The organism is Caulobacter sp. 05L422, assembly GCF_056397765.1.
In genome coordinates this window covers 36303-53756 of the sequence record NZ_JBFTOB010000021.1, presented here as the reverse complement: position 1 = coordinate 53756, position 17454 = coordinate 36303, and the positions used below count along the sequence as shown (strand labels likewise).

Below are 17454 nucleotides of genomic sequence, written 5' to 3'. Positions count from 1 at the left end.
TCGGGTCTCCTCAGTAAAGGGCGGGATCGGTCTTCAGGGCGGCCGTGCTGGTCCGCCCCCACAGCACCTTGAACACCCAGGCGGTGTAGAGCAGCACCACCGGCATCAGCACGACCACGACGATCAGCATGATGAACAGGGTCATGTGGCTGGACGAGGCGTTCCACACCGTCAGGCTCGACCGGGGATCGATCGTGCTGGGCAGGATGAACGGGAACATCGACAGGCCCACGGTAGCTATGATCCCCGCCGCCGAGGCCGACGAGCCGCCGAAGGCCAGCGGCGCGGACCGCCGCCACAGGCCCAGCAGGGCCAGGATCGCCCCTCCGAAGCCCAGCACCGGCGCGATCAGCATCCAGGGATGGCGGCCGAAGTTGTCGAACCAGGCGCCCGGGGCGGCGACGGTCGCGGTCCGCAGCGGGTTGGACGGCGCGGCGGGGTCGAACGCGCCTTCGATGCGGAAGCCCAGACGCATGGCCAGCAGGCCGCCGACCAGGAACAGCAGCAGCGTGGCGATCCCAGCGCCCGTGCCGAACCTGCGGGCCCGGTCCTGGACCACCCCGCCTTCCTCGGCCTTCACCCCCAGCCAGGCCGCGCCGTGCAGCACCAGCATGGCCACCGACAGCAGGCCGCAGACCAGGGTGAAGGGCGTGAACAGGCCCAGGAACGCGCCGTGATAGGTGCTGCGCAGGTCGCCATCCAGCTTGAACGGCGCGCCCTGCAGCACGTTGCCCACGGCCACGCCGAACACCAGCACCGGCACGAAGCTGCCGGTGAACAGCGCCCAGTCCCAGAACGACCGCCAGCGCGGGTCCGGCCGCTTGGATCGGTACTTGAAGCCCACCGGCCGCAAGATCATCGCCACCAGCACCAGGAAGATGGCCAGGTAGAAGCCCGAGAAGCTGACGCCGTAGACCAGCGGCCAGGCCGCGAAGATCGAGGCCCCGCCGGTGATGAACCACACCTGGTTGCCTTCCCAGGTGGCGCCGATGGTGTTGATCACCATCCGCCGCTCCTCGTCGGTGCGGGCGACGAACGGCAGCAGCGCGCCCACGCCCATGTCGAAGCCGTCGGTCAGGGCGAAGCCGATCAGCAGCACGCCCAGCAGGCCCCACCAGATCATTCGCAGGGTCGGATAGTCGATGGGGAGTTCCATGATCCGGTTTCTCCTTAGGCCACGGCTTCGCCGGCGGGGGCGGCGTGTCCAGACGGGAAGGTTTCCTGCTCGGCGAACGGACCCTTCTTGATGGTCTTGAGGATCAGTCCGACCTCGACCACCGCCAGGGCGCCGTAGAGCAGGGTGAAGACCACGATGCTGGTTAGGATCTGGGCCACGCTCAGCGACGAGGGCGCCAGGAAGGTGGGCAGCACCCCTTCAACTGCCCAAGGCTGGCGCCCGACCTCGGCCAGCACCCAGCCCAGCTCGGTCGAGATCCACGGCAGCGGGATGGCCGCCACCGCGATCATCAGGAACCAGCGGGTGTTCTGCTTGCGCAGGGTCACCAGCACGAAGGCGGTGGCGAACAGGGCGATCATCAGGAAGCCGATGCCGGCCATGATCCGGAACGACCAGAACATCACCGGCACGTTGGGCACGGTGTCCCAGGCGGTTTTCTGGATCAGCGCCTTGTCGGCCGTTCGCGGGTCGGCGACGTGGCGCTTGAGCAGCAGGGCGTAGCCGAGGTCGCGGCGGTGGGTCTCGAACACGCCGCGCGCCGCCAGGTCGGTCGGATTGACCTTCAGGGTCTCCAGCGCGTCGTAGGCGATCAGGCCGCTCTCGATCCGGGTCTCGGCCTGGGCCACCAGCTCGAAGATGCCGGCGACGGGACGATCGAAGCTGCGGGTCGAGATCAGGCCCAGGACGTAGGGAATCTTGATCTCGGCATGGGTCTTACGCTCTTTCAGGTCCGGGATGCCGAAGGCGGTCAGGCCGGCCGGGGCGGGCTCGGTCTCCCACATGGCCTCCAGGGCCGCGAGCTTCATCTTCTGGTTGTCGGTCAGGGCGTAGCCGCTCTCGTCGCCCAGCACGACCACCGACAGGGAGGAGGCCAGGCCGAAGGCGGCGGCCACGGTCAGCGAGCGCTTGGCGACGCTGACATAGCGGCCCTTCAGCAGGTACCAGGCGCTGACGCCCAGCACGAAGACCGCGGCGATCGTATAGCCGGCGCTGACCGTGTGCACGAACTTGGCCTGGGCGACGGGGTTGAAGACCACCGCCTTGAAGTCGACGACCTCCATCCGCATCGTGTCGGGATTGAAGGCCGCGCCGACCGGGTTCTGCATCCAGCCGTTGGCGATCAGGATCCACAGGGCCGAGAGGTTGGTGCCCAGCGCCACCAGGAAGGTGACGAGCAGGTGCTGCACCGGCTTCAGCTTGTCCCAGCCGAAGAACATCAGGCCCACGAACGTGGCCTCGAGGAAGAAGGCCATCAGTCCCTCGATGGCCAGCGGCGCGCCGAAGATGTCGCCCACATAGTGCGAGTAGTAGGACCAGTTCATGCCGAACTGGAATTCCATGGTCAGGCCGGTGGCGACGCCGAGCACGAAATTGATGCCGAACAGCGTGCCCCAGAACCGCGTGGTGGTTCGCCAGATCGGCCGCTTGGTCATCACATAGACGCTCTCCATGATCACCAGCATGAAGGAGAGGCCGAGGGTCAGGGGTACGAACAGGAAGTGGTAGAGCGCCGTCAGGGCGAACTGCAGACGGGATAGGTCGACGACGGCGGGGTCCATGAAGCGCTCCGGTTGTCGTTGGCGATCATTGTCGCGCCAAGGACTTTCCACCCCTAGACGCGTCGTGGCTAGGGCGCTTTGATCCTGATCAAGGACGCCCCCGTCCTCTCGGGTCTAAACAGCGGCCGATGACCGTCAGTTTCACCGCCCAGCTCGACGCCGTCGCGCGACCCTGGCTGAAGGCGCTGAGCAAGGCCGGCGGTCGCCAGGCCCGGACCGCCCCGCTGTGGCTGCTGGCCGACGTCCCCGCCGCGATCGCCTTCGCCGCCGGACTGGCCCTGGTCCTCGACGCCCTGCCGCGCGGCTTGGCCGCCGCGACGCCCTGGCTGGCCCTGCTCGCCCTGGCCGCCGCCGCGCGTGGATTGCTGGCCAAACGGGCGGCCGAAGCCGGGGCCCAAGCCGCCGCCGGGGTGAAGGTCCAGGCCCGCCACGACGCCGTCGCCTCCGTGCTGGGCGGTCGCGTCACGGGCGGCGAGGCCCTGTCGGCCGTGGTCGAGGGCGTCGAGGCGCTGGACGGCCATGTCGCGCGGTTCGAGCCGGCGCGAACGGCCGCCGTCGTCGCGCCCCTGCTGATCATCGCCGCCGTCGCCGCGGCCACGCCCGTGGCGGCGGGGATCCTGCTCCTGACCCTGGTCCCGTTCGGCCTGGTCATGGCCCTAGCCGGCGGCGCGGCGGCCGAGGAGGCGCGGCGGCAGTTCCTGGCCCTGGAGCGGCTCTCCAGCCTGTTCCTCGACCGGGTCCGCGCCCTGCCGCTGGTGCTGGCGTTCCAGGCCGAGGGCGCGGTGACCCGCGACCTCTCCGTCGCCGCCGACGACCTGGCGCGACGGACGATCCGCGTGCTGAGGGTGGCGTTCCTGTCGTCGGGCGCCCTGGAGTTCTTCGCCGCCCTGTCGGTGGCCCTGGTGGCGGTCTATTGCGGCTTCAACCTGCTGCGGCTGCTGCCCTTCCCGGTTCCCGAACAGCTGGACCTCAAGCGCGCCTTCTTCGCCCTGGCCCTGGCGCCCGAGGTCTACGCCCCGCTGCGCCGCCTGGCCGCCGCCTATCACGACCGCCAGGCCGCCGAGGCCGCCGCCCTGACCCTGGCCGCCCTGCCCGCCCCCGCGCCACCGCCCGTCGCCGTGACCTTCGACGCCGCCCCGGCCATCCGCTTCCAGGCGGTGACGGTGACCTACGAGGCGGGCGAGGCGGCGGTGTTCGACGGCTTCGATCTGGACATCGCGCCGGGCGAGGTCGTCGCCCTGCTGGGCCCCAGCGGCAGCGGCAAGACCACCCTGCTGAACCTGCTGCTGGGCCTGGCGCCCCTGAGCGGCGGCGAGGTGTCGGTCGGCGACCAGCGCCTGTCGCACCTGGGCTCGATCGCCGCGTCGGTCGCCTGGGCCGGACAGTCGCCCGTGGTGCTGCCCGGAACCCTGGCCGACAACCTGGCCCTGGCCCATCCGGACTCCACGCGGGAGGCGCTGGAGCAAGCGGCCCGCGCCGTTGGCCTGACAGACGTACTGGACGGTCGCGGCGGCCTGGACACAAGGCTCGACGAGCGCGGCGCGGGCCTGTCGGGCGGCGAACGACGCCGCCTAGGCCTGGCCCGCGCCATGCTCAAGCCCGCGCCGATCCTGCTGCTGGACGAGCCAACCGCCGATCTGGACGCGGCGTCGGAGCAGGCCCTGCTGCCGATCCTGATCCAAGCCGCCAAGGGCCGCACGACCCTGATCGCCACCCACTCCGAGGCGGTCGCCGCCCTGGCCGACCGCGTGGTGCGCCTGTGAGCACCCCTCAAGCAAAAGGGGGGGGCCTCGCCGTCCTGATCCGCGAGCAGCGCAAGCGCCACGCCGACGGCCTGCGCCTGGCCGCGATCTCGGCCGCGATCGTCGGGGCCGGGTCCGTGCTGCTGCTGGGCCTGTCGGGCTGGTTCCTGACCGGGGCGGCGATCGCGGGCCTCGGCGGACTGGCCGCGGCCCAGGCCTTCAACGTGCTGCTGCCCAGCGCCGGCATCCGCCTGCTGGCCATCCTGCGCACCGCCTTCCGCTATCTGGAGCGGCTGTCCGGCCACGCCGCCGCCCTCAAGGCCTTGGCCGCCATCCGGCCAACGCTCTACGCGTCGCTGGCCGCCGCCCCACCGACCCAGGCGCTGGCCCTGTCGCGTGGCGAGGCCTCGGCCCGGCTGGTGCAGGACGTCGACGCGGTCGAGACCCGGCTGATCCGCCTGTCCGCCCCCTGGGGCGCAGGAGCCGCCGTCGCGGCGGGCCTGGCCATGGCCGCCCCGGCCGGCTGGGCGTCGGCCCTGGTCGTCACCGTGGCCGTGGCCGCGACCCTGCTGGGCGTCCGCGCCCTGGCCCGCCGCCTGACCGCCCGCACCGGCCCGGCGATCCAGCGGGCCGCCGGCGACCTGAAGGGCGCCCTGGCCGCCTACGCAGCCGCCGCGCCCGAACTGAGGGTCTATGGCGCGCAGGACCGGGCCGCCGCCGAAATCGCCGCCAAGGGCGCCCGCTTGGACGCGCTGCGCCGCGAGGCAGTCGCCGCCGGCGGTTGGGCGGCCGTGCTGCAGGGCGCGATCCTCGGCCTGGCCGTCGCCCTGGTCCTGGCCTTCGCCCACGACGCCGCCACGCCCCTGGCGGCCATGGCCGGCCTGGCCGCCGCCATGGCGCTGGAGGGGCTGGCGGGGGTCGGCAAGGCGTTCGAGCAGGACGCCGGGGCTGATGCGGCGAGCGAGCGGCTGGACGCGGTGCTGGTCCATGCGCCGAGCACGACGGACGCCCAGGCCCCGCTGGATCGTCCGAGCCTTGGCTTCGGCGATCTTGTCCTGGAGCCAGGCTCGCGGCTGGTCCTGACCGGACCTTCCGGTTGCGGCAAGACGACCGTGCTCGAAAGATTGCTGGGCCTCCGCTCCCCCCCATCCCTTCATCCCGGCAAACGTCGGGATGAAGGAAGTTCGCGGTTGGCCGTGGCGGGCCAGTCCGTCGAAGCCCTCTCCCCCCAAACCCTTCGCCCCCTCTTCGCCCACGCCCCCCAGGACGCCGCGATGATCGCCGGCACGGTCCGCGCCAACCTCGCCCTGGCCGGCGTCCATCCCGACGATGCGCTGTGGGACGCCCTGGCCGACGCCGCGCTGGAGGCCCGGGTCCGCGCCCTGCCCCAGGGCCTGGACACCTGGATCGGCGAGAACGGCGAGCGGCTGTCCGGCGGCGAGCGGCGGCGCCTCTCCTTGGCCCGCGCGCTGCTGCGCGACGCCCCCTGGCTGCTGCTGGACGAGCCCACCGAGGGCCTGGACGCCGCCACCGAGGCCCTGGTCGTCGCGCGCCTGGACGCCCGCCTCGAGCGCACCGGCCAGGGCCTGGTGCTGGTCAGCCACCGGCCCGCCCCGCGCGCGCTCTGCGATCAAGAACTGCCAATCGCCGCGTCAGGGGCTATAGGGTAGCCGACCTTGCGCAGCGGAGACCGCTATCACGTGATGACCACGGTTTCGGCCGGGACGCTGCACAGCGACCTGCGGCCCCGGGCCTACCTGGCGGCCGTGGCCACGGTCCTGGCCTGCGCCCTGATCCAGTTGGCCCTGCCCCCCGGCTTCACCGCCCCGTCGGCCTTCCTGCTGTTCGTGCCGGCCGTGCTGATCAGCGCGGCGGTCGGCGGGCTGGCGCCGGGCCTGTTCGCCACCGTGCTGGCGGCCGCGGCGGTCTGGCTGCTGAAGGTGCAGGGAAGGCCCGACCAGGCCACGGCCCTGTCCAGCCTGGTGTTCGTGATGATCGGCTTCGGCATGTCGGTCGGCGGCGGCTGGTTCCACGCGGCCCGGGCCCGGGCCGCGGCCATGACCCATCACCTGCAGTCGATCCTCGATTCCGCGCCGGACGCGGTGATCGTCATCGACCCGGTCGGAGTCATGACCTCGTTCAGCCCGGCCGCCGAGCGGCTGTTCGGCTGGACCTCGTCCGAAGCGATCGGCCAGAACGTCAGCCTGCTGATGCCCGAGCCCGATCGGGGCAGCCACGACAGCTTCCTGGCCAACTACGCGCGCACCCGCGAGCCGAGGATCATCGGCACCGGCCGCGTGGTGGTGGGCCGGCGCAAGGATGGCTCGACCTTCCCCATGGAGCTGGCGGTCGGCGAGACCCGGGGCTCCAGGCCGTTCTACACCGGCTTCATCCGCGACCTGACCGAGCGCCAGCACACCGAGGCGCGGCTGCGCGACCTGCAGGCCGAGCTGGTCCACGTCTCGCGCCTGACCGCCATGGGCGAGATGGCCTCGACCCTGGCCCATGAGCTGAACCAGCCGCTTTCGGCGATCGCCAACCTGCTGACCGGCTCGCGCCGCCTGATCGACCGGGGGCGTCCGGAGGACCAGGCCAAGGTCCGCGACGCGGTCGACAAGGCCTCGGCCCAGGCCCTGCGGGCCGGCGACGTGATCCACCGCATGCGCGAGTTCGTGCGGCGCGGAGCCAGCGAACGCGCGCCCGAAAGCCTGTCCAAGGTGGTCGAGGACGCCGCCGCCCTGGCCCTGATCGGGGCCCGCGAGCATCTGGTCGCCAGCCGCCTGCAGCTCGATCCCGCCGCCGACGCGGTCTATGCCGACCGGGTGCAGATCCAGCAGGTGCTGGTCAACCTGATCCGCAACGCCGTCGACGCCATGGCCGATTCGCCGCGACGTGAACTGACCATCGCCAGCCAGCGGCTGGAGGACGGCTCGGCCCAGGTCAGCGTCATCGACACCGGCTCAGGGATCAGCGACGACTTCCGCGACCGATTGTTCCAGCCGTTCATGACCACCAAGGCCGAGGGCATGGGGGTGGGCCTGTCGATCTCGCGCTCGATCATCGAGGCGCACGGCGGGCGCATCTGGGCCGACGCGAACCCCAAGGGTGGTACGGTGTTCCACTTCATCCTGCCGCCGCGCCGCGACGACCAGAGAGCCGAGGAAACGATCGATGAGTGAAGCCGTGGTCCACGTGGTCGACGACGACGAGAGCGCCCGCGAGTCCCTGGCCTTCCTGCTGGAGGCCGCCGACTTCGAGGTGGTCAGCCACGCCTCGCCCCTGGCCCTGCTGGACGCCCTGCCGCTGGACGGCGCCGGCTGCGTGATCACCGACATGCGCATGCCCGACATGACCGGCCTGGAGCTGGTGCGCGAACTCAACGCCCGCGGCTCGCGCGTGCCGATCATCATGATCACCGGCCATGGCGACATCCCCCTGGCGGTCGAGGCCATGCGGGCCGGGGTCGCCGACTTCATCGAGAAGCCGTTCGGCGAAAGCCGCATGCTGGACGCCCTGAACCGCGCCCTGGAGACCGCCCCGCCGCCTCCGGCGGAAGCCTCGGACGAGACGACCCTGGTCCGCCAGCGGCTCGAGACCCTGTCGGAGCGCGAACGCCAGGTGCTGGACGGCGTCGTCGACGGCCAGCCCAACAAGGTCATCGCCCGCGAGCTGGGCATCAGCCCGCGCACCGTCGAGATCTATCGCGCCAAGCTGATGGCCAAGATGCACGCCGACAACCTGGCGGCCCTGGTGCGGATGACGTTGTCGACCCGGCGCGGCTAGAGGCGCGAGACGATCGCTTCGTGCAAGCCATCCTAGGTAGTCCCCCTTAGGCGTAGGTCCCGACTGTACCACTTGGCTCCGACGACGGAGATTGGGCGGGCTGCCAGATCGGGAGATCGCCATGCTGTCCGTGATTCAGACGCCCGCGCCCACCGTCACCCGCCAGCCGGCGGCGGTCGTGCTGGACGGCCTGCACCTGAGTTACGGCCAGGGCGAGACGATCTTCGACGAGGGCGAGCCGGCCGACCGGATCTATCAGCTGATCTCCGGCTCCCTGCGCACCTGCCGGATCCTGCGCGACGGACGGCGGCAGATCGAGGCCTTCCACTTCGCCGGCGACGTGTTCGGCCTGGAAAGCGGCGAGACCTACCGCGTGGCCGCCCAGACCCTGAGCCCGACCCTGGTTCGGGTCATGCCGCGCCCCGCCCTGCGGGCCCTGGCCAGCGAGCGCGGCGACGTGGCCAGGCGGCTGCTGGAGCTGACCACTGACAGCCTGCGCCGCTGCCAGGACCATGTGCTGATGCTGGGCGGCCGCACGGCCTGCGAGCGCGTCGCCGCCCTGCTGCTGGACCTGGCCGAGCGCACGGGCGCCGAAGCCCTGCTCGACGTGCCCATGACCCGCCAGGACATGGCCGACTATCTGGGCCTGACCATCGAGACCGTGTCGCGCACCTTCACCCAGTTCCAGCACGAGGGCCTGATCGCCCTGCCGACCACCCGCAAGGTGCTGCTGCGCGATCGGGCGGCGCTGGAGGCGATGGTCGACTAGGTCGAGCTGACGCTCATCCACACCGACGCCGTCGCGCCCGGCGCCAGGATCTTGATGCCGCTGTCCTCGCCGTTGAACGGGTCGGGACGGTTGGCGACCGGCTCGGCGCAGACGAAGTCGGCGCCCGGCGGCGAGTAGATGTGCAGCCAACGGCACTCGGGAGAGGCGGTCAGGGTCGTGCTCGCCCCGCCCGGCGCCGACAGGGTCGCGACGCCGTTCCAGCCCGTGTAGCAGTTGTCGATCAGGGACGAGACCGCCGTCGGCGCGCCGGCCGCCCAGTCCGAGCGCCAGGGTCCTTCGACGTTCGTGGTGGGCAGGCAGTCGTCGTCGATCAACCAGACGCCGGTCACGCCCGCCTGCAGTCGCTCGCCCTCGCGGGTCGGGAAATAGGGGTGGAAGCCTAGGCCGACGGGCATCGGCTCGGCCCCGGTGTTGGTCACCGTCAGCTCCTGGCGCAGGCCGTCGTCGCCCAGGGTGAAGCGCTGCTCGGCGCGATAGGCCCAGGGCCATTCGCCGGGCGCGTGCTCGAAGGCCAGCACCGCTTCGGTCTCGCCGGCCGAGACCACGCTCCACGCCCCGCGCCAGGCCTGGCCGTGCAGGGCGTGCGGATGGTCTCCCAGGTTCGGCGACAGGGCCACGTCGTGACCGCCGAAGCTGAAGCGGCCGTCGCGGATGCGGTTGCAGAACGGGACCAGGGCGAAATTGCCGGTGTCGAGCACCTCGGTCGCCCCGGCCGGCGCCGGCCGCAGCACGTCGCGGCCGTCCCAGGTGAACAGGCCGACCGAACCGCCCAGGGCGGGCAACAGCTCGACGCGGGCGCGGGCGGTCTGCAGGACGACGGTCATGGGGGCCTCAATGGAGTAAGCTGACGCGGCCTGCCTACGCATATCGACCCGCCGAAACAAGCGCCCTTCCCCAACGTCGCCCTAGGCGCGGCCGGGCGCCCGTCGCATCATCGCGCCAACAAAAGGCGGAGCGGATGAACAGACCCCTGGACGGCGTGCGCATCGTGGCGGTCGAGCAGTACGCCGCCGGTCCCTACGGCACCCAGCTGCTGAGCGAGCTGGGCGCGCAGGTGATCAAGATCGAGGCTCCGTCCCTGGGCGGCGACATCAGCCGGGGCCTGGGTCCCTACTATCTGGGCGACGGCGACAGCCAGTTCTTCCAGACCTTCTCGCGCGGCAAGTCGTCGGTGGCCCTGGAGATCAAGACCCCCGAGGGTCGGGCCGATTTCGAACGGCTGGTGGCCGGCGCCGACGCCGTGGTCAACAACCTGCGCGGCGACCAGCCGGAGAAGCTGGCGATCCGCTACGAGGACCTGAAGGCGATCAATCCCGCCGTCGTCTGCGCCCACCTGTCCGCCTACGGACGAGGCAACAGCCGCGAGGCCTGGCCGGGCTACGACTACCTGATGCAGGCCGAGGCCGGGTTCATGACCCTGACCGGAGAGCCCGACGGACCGCCGGTGCGCTTCGGCCTGTCGATGGTCGACTTCATGACCGGTTCGGTGTGGGCGTTGGGCATCGTCTCGGCGATCCTCGGGGCGCGGGCCGGCGGCAAGGGCTGCGACGTCGACGTCTCGCTGTTCGACGTCGCCCTGCACCAGACCTCCTATCCGGCAGTGTGGGCGATGAACGAGGGTCACCAGGTCGGCCGGCCGCCCCGCGGGGCCCACCCGTCGATCAGCCCCTCGCAACGGGTGAAGACGAAGGACGGCTGGGGCATGCTGATGTGCCAGACCCAGCGCTTCTGGGAGGTCTGGTGCGACCTGGTCGACCGGCCCGAACTGAAGACCGATCCCCGCTTCGTCGACATGCCGGCCCGCCGCGCCAACCTCGACGCCCTGACCCCGATCCTCGACGCGATCATGGAGCAGCGCACCGGCGCGGACTGGATGGCTTACCTCGGCGGTCGCGTGCCGTTCTCGCCGATCGCCGACCTGGCCGAGGCGCTGGACAATCCTTTCGTCGCCGAGGTCGGCATGCGCGACCGCATCGACCATCCGGCCCGGCCCCAGGGCCTGGACATGCTGGCCTGCCCGATCAAGGTCGACGGCCGGAGGATGGCCGCCGCCCGCGCCCCGGCGATGGGCGAGCACAACGATCTGCTGCTGGGACGCCCGGAAAAGCGGGAGGGGGCATGAAGCTCGACGGCGTCAAGGTCCTGGACCTGTCCCTGTTCCTGCCGGGTCCCATGCTGACCCTGATGATGGCCGACCACGGGGCCGACGTGATCAAGGTCGAGCCGGTCGGCGAAGGCGAGCCCAGCCGCCATATCGGCCCCTCCACGAACGGCCAGACGGTCTGGTTCCGCAACACCCATCGCGGCAAGCGCTCGGTGCAGCTGGACCTGAAATCCGCCGAGGGTCAGGCGGCGTTCTGGGCCCTGGCCAGCGAGGCCGACGTCCTGGTCGAAGCCTTCCGGCCGGGCGTGGTCGACCGGCTGGGCGTCGGCTACGAGGCCGTGAAGGCGGTCAACCCGGGCATCGTCTACTGCTCGATCAGCGCCTTCGGCCAGACCGGTCCCTATCGCGACCGCCCGGCCCACGACCTGGCCGTCGAGGCCCTGGCCGGATTGGTGGCGCTGAACGAGGGCCAGGACGGCAAGCCGGCCATGCCCGGCCTGATGGCCGCCGACGCCCTGGCCTGCCTGACCGCCCTGTCGGGCGTGCTGATGGCGCTCTATCGTCGGACCCGGACCGGCCAGGGCGACCATCTCGACGTCGCCATGCTCGACAGCCTGATGGCCTGGACGCCCAACGCCACCGGCCCGGTGTTCGCCGAGAGCCGCGCCAACGTCCCCAAGGCCGAGCGCTCCTGGGGCGGGGCGGCGATGTTCAACCTCTACGAATGCGCCGACGGCCGCTGGATCGTGCTGGGCGGATCGGAGGTGAAGTTCGCCGCCAACCTGCTCGAGGCCCTGGGACGCCCGGACCTGCTGGACTACGCCAAGCTGCCGCCGGGCCCGGGCCAGGAGCCGCTGCGGGCCTTCTTCCGCGAGACCTTCCGCACACGGACCCAGACGGAATGGGAAACCTGGTTCGGAGGCCGCGACATATGTTTCGCCCCGGTGCGCAGCCTGAAGGCCGCCTTCGACGATCCGGCCGTGGCGGCGCGCGGGATGATCTCCCGCGACGCGGAGGGCGCCGCCGTGGTCGGCACGCCGCTGATGTTCCGCGAGGAGCCGGGACGCGTGGAGCCCAAGGCGCCGGGGTTGGACGAGCACGCCGGCCAGGGGTGGCGGCGCGAGCCATGACAAGGCTGTCATGACCAGTAGCGCTTCGGCGGAACGCGGGGCACAACAACGGGGCCGAAGATTCGGACGTCAGGAGCTCCGCCCGTGAACAACGCCTTCCAGATGACCCGTCGCGGCGCGGCCGCCTCGATCTTCGCCCTCGCCGCCGCTCCGTCTCTGGCCAGGGCCGCGATGCAGTCCTACCCCGTGGTCGGCAAGGTCGAACGCCTCGACCCGGCCCTGGACGCCCTGATCGACGTCGACGCGCCGGTAGAGCAGGTGCTGGACGGCTTCACCTGGAGCGAGGGCCCGGTCTGGGTGGGCGGCAAGGACGGCTTCCTGCTGGTCTCCGACGTGCCGGCCAACAAGATCATGCGCTGGTCGCCGGCCGCCGGCGGATCGGTCTGGCTGACGCCTTCGGGCTATGCGGGTCCGGAGACGGGCAGCCTGCGCGAGGCCGGCTCGAACGGCCTGATCCTGGCCCGCGGCGGCCTGGTGATCGGCGACAGCGGCAACCGCTGCGTCTCGCGGATCGACCTGAAGACCCAGAAGAAGACGGTGCTGGCGTCCAGCTTCGAGGGCAAGCGTCTCAACAGCCCCAACGACCTGGTGCTGGCCCGCGACGGCGCGATCTATTTCACCGATCCGCCCTGGGGCCTGAAGGGCGACTGGAGCTCGCCCTATCGCCAGACCGACTATTCGGGCGTCTACCGCCTGGGGACCGACAATGTCGTGACCCTGATCGACAGGACGATCGAACCGAACGGCATCGGCCTGTCGCCCGACGGCAAGACCCTCTACGCCACCGACCGCAAGTCGGGCTGGGTGGCCTGGGACCTGGACGCCAAGGGCGCCCCGACCGCCCGCCGGCAGTTCGTCGACCGCGCCGCGACAGGCATCGACGGCGGCGACGGCCTGAAGGTCGATCGCGGCGGCAACCTGTGGGCCTCCGGCAAGGACGGGATCTCGATCTTCACCCCGGCCGGCAAGCGCATCGGGATCGTCCGGGCCGACGACGTGATCTCCAACTGCGAGCTGGCGGCCGACGGCCACCTCTACATGTCGTCCAATCACCGGGTGATCCGGGTCAAGGTGAAGGCCAGGAAGCTGACCGTCTGAGCCCATCGTCTCCAGACAAACCTGATCCGCACTAATGTAAAATCCACGGGCGAATTGAGAATTCTCCCGATTGGTTCGCGGCGCTTCCACGAGCAGCTTGACGGGTACACGCGGAGAGACCCCATGGCCCGATCGTCCACGAAGTGCTGCTTCCTGACGTCGGGGGCGGCGGTCGGAGCAGCCTTCGTCGCCTTCGCCTCATCCGCTCAGGCCCAGAACATCGAGGACCGCTACTGGCTGGAGGCCCAGGCCTTCTGGCCGGACATCGACACCACGGTCAGGGTCGAGGGCAACGGCGGCGTGATCGGCACCGAGATCGACCTTGAATCCGATCTCAAGCTGAAGGATCGCAAGTCCCTTCCGGCCTTCTTCGCCGGCGCACGGTTCGGCGACCACTGGTCGATCATCGGCGAGTACTACGCCCTCAACCGCAGCGCCTCGGCCAGCGCCAACCGGGACATCGTCTTCGACGACGTCACCTTCCCGGCCGGGGCGACCATCTCCAGCGAGTTCGACACAGACGTCTATCGCCTGGCGGTCGGCTATTCCTTCATCCGCAACGACAAGGCCGATCTGGGCGTGGCGCTCGGCCTGCACGCCACCCAGTTCTCGGTCGCCCTCGAAGGTCAGGGTCACATCGGCTCCGCCGCGGTCCAGACCCAGAACCGCAAGCGCGACGCCCTCGCGCCCCTGCCGACGGTGGGTCTGTTCGGCGCTTACCAAGTGACCCCCAGGCTGTCGCTGGGCGGACGGGTCGATTACCTGTCGCTGAAGGTGTCGGACTACGACGGCCGCCTGATCAACGCCGAGGCGCGGGCGTCGTATCGCCTGTTCAAGAACGTCGGGGTCGGCGTGATGTACCGTTATGTCGACTACGACCTGGACATCGAGAAGGACCGCTGGAACGGCGAGGTGGCCTACAAGTTCAAGGGCCCCGCCATCTTCCTGCAGGCCGCCTTCTAGCCGCCCGTCCTAGCGTCCCGGCTCGGTCATGGCCGGCGGATCGCTGGCCGGAAAGCTGTCCTCCAGCGCCTCGTCCAGCTTGGCCTCCCGCTCGGCGCGCAGGCGTTCGTTGAGCGCCACGCTGGCCTCCATGCGGGCCAACTGCTCGGGAGTCGCCGGTCCCTGGTGGCGCGACTGCCAGTCGGACTGCGGCATGCCGTAGATAGCCTCGCGGGCCTGGTCCCGGCTCAGCGCGCCCTCCGAGGCCTCGCTCACCCAGTCCCCCAGGCAGTTGCGGCAAAACCCCGCCATGCCCATCAGGTCGACGTTCTGGACGTCGGTCCGCAGGCGCAGATGCTCGACCAGCCTGTGGAAGGCGGCGGCGGCGAGACGGTCGTCGATCGGTGTGGTCATGGCGGCTCGTCCGGGATTTGTCCTGCACCACCATTTGGCGGCTCACGGCCGGATCGGCAACAGCCAGGACATGGCGCAGGCCTGTCCCAAGCGTGCCGGGCCGGCGCGGAGGCGCGGGCCCGGCACGTGGATGACGACTATCGCCGCCCGTCGGCCGGCCTGTTCTTCAGGAACGCCGAAAGCTCCCCGACGAACAGTCGGCTCGCCGCGAACGACAGGTGGTTGTCGTCGGTGTACAGAAGCTGACCGTCAAGCTGTCCATGGCAGTAGGCCGCGTCGCAGGTGCGGGCCGCCAGATCCATCATCGTCACATTGGGCTTGGCCGCGAGTTGGGTCAGGACGTCGCCGTAGGCCGCGCGGGAGGCGTCGAACGTCTCGCGGGGGATCCGCGGGTCGAAGGGCTGGTGGAACATCCGGGCGCGCGCGGCCGGGTGACCTCCGAAGCTGAACGAGTCGGCCGTGGACGTGGTCACCAGGAAGCGCCGGTCGGGATATCGATCGATCAGCGCGTTCAGGCCGCGCGACATCGCGACATCGCCCGCGATGCGACGGCCTTGGGCGTCGATATAGTCGTCCGTCACCGTCGCCGCCTTCCAGTAGACGACCACGATGACCTCGCGGACCTCCGGATGGGTGTCGAGCAGCTTCACGACCAGTGGATTGAGGTAGGCGTACTTCTCCGGCTCGCCGCGTTTGCGATAGCCCAGGACCGGCCGATAGCCGGTCGCCGAGATCTGATAGCCGGATTGGCCGACACCGGCGCCCGCCTCGAACGCGGCGGCCGCCATCGCGTCGGCATGGCTGTCGCCGACCACCAGGAAGGTCGGCGCGACGCCGGGCGCGCCGAGGACGCAGAGCGTGTCGACCGTTCGCTTCTTGTCGAAAGCGAACCCGCAGTCACGGCGCGGGCCCTGGTGCGTGGCCTTTTCCGAAAACCGGACGATCTCCGGCGAAATGCGTCCGGCGAAGCCGCCGGTCTTAGCCAGGACGGCGCCCGTGCACGCCGCGACGGCAAGGGCGGCCGCGCCGACGACCAGGGCTCCACGAGGAGAGCCGCCCGGCTTGGCGTGGCGCAGCGGCTGCTCGACAAAACGCCAGGTGAGATAGGCCAGGGCAAACGACAGCACGACGACCGCGGCCATCAGGCCGGGGTTCGGTTCGATGAAATAGTACTTCGTGAAGACGATCAGCGGCCAGTGCCACAGGTAGAGCGAGAAGCTGATTAGGCCGATCCACCGCAGGGGCGCGGTGGCCAGAAGGCGACCCACCAGCGTCTGTGTCGACGCGCTTCCCGCATGGATGATCATCGCGGCCCCGGCCACCGGCGCGATCGCCGCCCAGCCCGGAAAGGGCGTGGTGTCGTTGAACAGCAGGACGCTCGCGACGATGGCGGCCAGGCCCAGCGCCGAGACGATCTCGGCGTACAGGCGGCGTGTCAGCGGCGGCACGACGCCGATGGCCAGCAGCGTCCCGGCCAGCAGCTCCCAGGCCCGCGCGGGCAGGAGGTAGAAGGCCGCGATGCTGTAGTGGTCGGTCGCGTAGATCGACAGGGCCAGCGACAGGACAAGTCCGACGACGACGACGGGCTTGAGGAATCGCCAGCCGCGAAGGCGGCTGACGGCGAGCAGAAGCAGGGGAAAGACGACATAGAACTGCTCTTCCACACCCAGGGACCAGGTGTGGAGAAGGGGCTTCAGGTCCGACTTGTTCGCGAAATAGTCGCCGCTTTCGAGCCAGAACAGGACGTTCGAGCCCGAGAGCGCGGCCGCCACGAGACTATCGCCAAATCGCGCCAGATCCTCCGGCAGCAACAGGGCGAAAGAGGCCAGGCAGGTGATCGCGGCGACGAAGAGGAACGCCGGCAGGATGCGCCGGACACGGCGCTCGTAGAACCGCGCGAGGCTGAAGCGGTTCTCCCCGATCTCCGTGGCGATGATCTGCGAGATCAGGAAGCCGGAAATGACGAAGAACACATCCACGCCCACGAAGCCGCCGGAAATCCCCGACATGCCTGCGTGGAACAGAACGACCGGGACCACGGCCAGTGCTCGAAGGCCGTCGATGTCGGGGCGATACTTCACCTTCTGCTTCCGGTCGCCAGGCTCCGCCGGCGTTAGCTCCGGCAGTAAGGCGCCCCCCCAGTCCATTCGCATAGTCGTCTATCCCCCGAGCTTCCCGATATTGTGCGTCGCACAAGTCAAGCTTCGACGCCAGCAGCGCGCCGCCCGATCTTTCAATATTCCGAGATTTAGATCCGTGGCGCGAACCGACGGCGAAAAGCTGATCTCCGCCTTTGCAAAACAGGAAGACATTCCCCTTTGGGGCGAGCCGATCTGTTGAAGTCCAGGACGAACAAAGGCGGGCGCCTGTACAACCTAGGATTTGCCCACCGTCCGGCGATCGGGACAATCTAGACCACCCAGATCAACGCGACCGACGCCGAAAGTCACCGCGTGGACACGCTGTCCGCCGCCGAGATCAAGATCGTGGGAAAAGGGACCGAACCGCTTCGGACATCGGCCGCTGCAGGCGGCGACCGGTCTGCAATTCTGGAGGTTCTCGGCTCTAGACCGAAATGGCGCGCCCGGAACGATTCGAACGTCCGACCCTCAGATTCGTAGTCTGATGCTCTATCCAGCTGAGCTACGGGCGCGCACTGCCTTTCGGCGAGGCGGGGGAGATAGCCCGGACCATCCGGGGACGCAAGCGCCTTTT

At 70.1% G+C, this 17454-nt stretch carries 14 protein-coding genes and 1 tRNA gene; 9 read left to right on the top strand and 6 right to left on the bottom strand.

Features of this window, described 5'->3' with window-relative positions:
* Window positions 1–10: 10 nt before the first annotated feature.
* Both cydB and AC1DMQ_RS19230 read right to left on the bottom strand, forming a co-directional pair.
* Entirely contained in the window at window positions 11–1156 is a 1146-nt protein-coding gene (gene cydB, locus AC1DMQ_RS19235) for a cytochrome d ubiquinol oxidase subunit II (RefSeq protein WP_477035163.1), read from the bottom strand.
* A 14-nt stretch (window positions 1157–1170) separates the two neighbouring features.
* Window positions 1171–2736 carry a cytochrome ubiquinol oxidase subunit I gene (locus AC1DMQ_RS19230; RefSeq protein ID WP_477035162.1) on the bottom strand — a complete coding sequence of 522 codons (1566 nt, stop codon included), beginning with the start codon at window positions 2734–2736 and terminating at the stop codon, window positions 1171–1173.
* A gap of 128 nt (window positions 2737–2864) precedes the next feature.
* Here AC1DMQ_RS19230 and cydD point away from each other — a divergent pair, with 128 nt between their 5' ends.
* The 5 genes from cydD to fixK all read left to right on the top strand — a co-directional run bounded on the left by cydD (window position 2865) and on the right by fixK (window position 9030).
* Complete coding sequence (cydD, locus tag AC1DMQ_RS19225; protein WP_477035161.1) at window positions 2865–4499, top strand: thiol reductant ABC exporter subunit CydD; 1635 nt, start codon at window positions 2865–2867, stop codon at window positions 4497–4499.
* Window positions 4496–6148 (top strand): ATP-binding cassette domain-containing protein, encoded by a 1653-nt coding sequence (locus AC1DMQ_RS19220; protein WP_477035160.1) that lies wholly within the window; start codon window positions 4496–4498, stop codon window positions 6146–6148. The genes cydD and AC1DMQ_RS19220 overlap by 4 nt, the downstream gene beginning before the upstream one ends.
* 6 nt (window positions 6149–6154) lie before the next feature.
* The gene (locus tag AC1DMQ_RS19215; protein WP_477035159.1) at window positions 6155–7657 is read left to right on the top strand and encodes a PAS domain S-box protein; all 1503 of its coding nucleotides are present in this window, start codon (window positions 6155–6157) and stop codon (window positions 7655–7657) included.
* Window positions 7650–8261 carry a response regulator FixJ gene (fixJ, locus tag AC1DMQ_RS19210; RefSeq protein ID WP_477035158.1) on the top strand — a complete coding sequence of 204 codons (612 nt, stop codon included), beginning with the start codon at window positions 7650–7652 and terminating at the stop codon, window positions 8259–8261. The genes AC1DMQ_RS19215 and fixJ overlap by 8 nt, the downstream gene beginning before the upstream one ends.
* A gap of 121 nt (window positions 8262–8382) precedes the next feature.
* A complete protein-coding gene (fixK, locus tag AC1DMQ_RS19205; protein WP_477035157.1) occupies window positions 8383–9030 on the top strand; it encodes a transcriptional regulator FixK in 648 nt (215 codons plus the stop codon).
* On the opposite strand, the gene AC1DMQ_RS19200 is transcribed toward fixK, so the two are convergent.
* A complete protein-coding gene (locus AC1DMQ_RS19200) occupies window positions 9027–9875 on the bottom strand; it encodes an aldose 1-epimerase (protein WP_477035156.1) in 849 nt (282 codons plus the stop codon). The two genes, fixK and AC1DMQ_RS19200, sit on opposite strands and share 4 nt — an antisense overlap.
* A gap of 134 nt (window positions 9876–10009) precedes the next feature.
* Here AC1DMQ_RS19200 and AC1DMQ_RS19195 point away from each other — a divergent pair, with 134 nt between their 5' ends.
* The 4 genes from AC1DMQ_RS19195 (at window position 10010) to AC1DMQ_RS19180 (ending at window position 14346) form a co-directional block, all read left to right on the top strand.
* Window positions 10010–11173, top strand: coding sequence for a CaiB/BaiF CoA transferase family protein (locus AC1DMQ_RS19195; RefSeq protein ID WP_477035155.1), 1164 nt, complete (start codon window positions 10010–10012; stop codon window positions 11171–11173).
* On the top strand, window positions 11170–12285 hold the full coding sequence (locus AC1DMQ_RS19190) for a CaiB/BaiF CoA transferase family protein (RefSeq protein WP_477035154.1): 1116 nt from the start codon (window positions 11170–11172) through the stop codon (window positions 12283–12285). Before AC1DMQ_RS19195 ends, AC1DMQ_RS19190 begins: the two co-directional genes overlap by 4 nt.
* An 84-nt stretch (window positions 12286–12369) precedes the next feature.
* Window positions 12370–13383, top strand: a complete 1014-nt coding sequence (locus tag AC1DMQ_RS19185; protein WP_477035153.1) for an SMP-30/gluconolactonase/LRE family protein — start codon at window positions 12370–12372, stop codon at window positions 13381–13383.
* 123 nt (window positions 13384–13506) lie between these two features.
* Window positions 13507–14346, top strand: coding sequence for an outer membrane beta-barrel protein (locus AC1DMQ_RS19180; protein ID WP_477035152.1), 840 nt, complete (start codon window positions 13507–13509; stop codon window positions 14344–14346).
* Between the two features lie 9 nt (window positions 14347–14355).
* Here AC1DMQ_RS19180 and AC1DMQ_RS19175 read toward each other — a convergent pair whose 3' ends face one another.
* The 3 genes from AC1DMQ_RS19175 to AC1DMQ_RS19165 all read right to left on the bottom strand — a co-directional run bounded on the left by AC1DMQ_RS19175 (window position 14356) and on the right by AC1DMQ_RS19165 (window position 17392).
* The gene (locus AC1DMQ_RS19175; RefSeq protein ID WP_477035151.1) at window positions 14356–14739 is read right to left on the bottom strand and encodes a DUF1244 domain-containing protein; all 384 of its coding nucleotides are present in this window, start codon (window positions 14737–14739) and stop codon (window positions 14356–14358) included.
* 137 nt (window positions 14740–14876) lie between these two features.
* A complete protein-coding gene (locus tag AC1DMQ_RS19170; protein WP_477035150.1) occupies window positions 14877–16820 on the bottom strand; it encodes an acyltransferase family protein in 1944 nt (647 codons plus the stop codon).
* Window positions 16821–17315: 495 nt separating this feature from the next.
* Window positions 17316–17392, bottom strand: a tRNA-Arg gene (locus AC1DMQ_RS19165).
* Window positions 17393–17454 lie beyond the last annotated feature (62 nt).

Coding starts and splice junctions, on each gene's coding strand:
- cydB (WP_477035163.1), bottom strand. CDS start 1,156: ATGGAACTCCCCATCGACTATCCGACCCTGCGAATGATCTGGTGGGGC.
- AC1DMQ_RS19230 (WP_477035162.1), bottom strand. CDS start 2,736: ATGGACCCCGCCGTCGTCGACCTATCCCGTCTGCAGTTCGCCCTGACG.
- cydD (WP_477035161.1), top strand. CDS start 2,865: ATGACCGTCAGTTTCACCGCCCAGCTCGACGCCGTCGCGCGACCCTGG.
- fixJ (WP_477035158.1), top strand. CDS start 7,650: ATGAGTGAAGCCGTGGTCCACGTGGTCGACGACGACGAGAGCGCCCGC.
- fixK (WP_477035157.1), top strand. CDS start 8,383: ATGCTGTCCGTGATTCAGACGCCCGCGCCCACCGTCACCCGCCAGCCG.
- AC1DMQ_RS19200 (WP_477035156.1), bottom strand. CDS start 9,875: ATGACCGTCGTCCTGCAGACCGCCCGCGCCCGCGTCGAGCTGTTGCCC.
- AC1DMQ_RS19195 (WP_477035155.1), top strand. CDS start 10,010: ATGAACAGACCCCTGGACGGCGTGCGCATCGTGGCGGTCGAGCAGTAC.
- AC1DMQ_RS19190 (WP_477035154.1), top strand. CDS start 11,170: ATGAAGCTCGACGGCGTCAAGGTCCTGGACCTGTCCCTGTTCCTGCCG.
- AC1DMQ_RS19180 (WP_477035152.1), top strand. CDS start 13,507: ATGGCCCGATCGTCCACGAAGTGCTGCTTCCTGACGTCGGGGGCGGCG.
- AC1DMQ_RS19175 (WP_477035151.1), bottom strand. CDS start 14,739: ATGACCACACCGATCGACGACCGTCTCGCCGCCGCCGCCTTCCACAGG.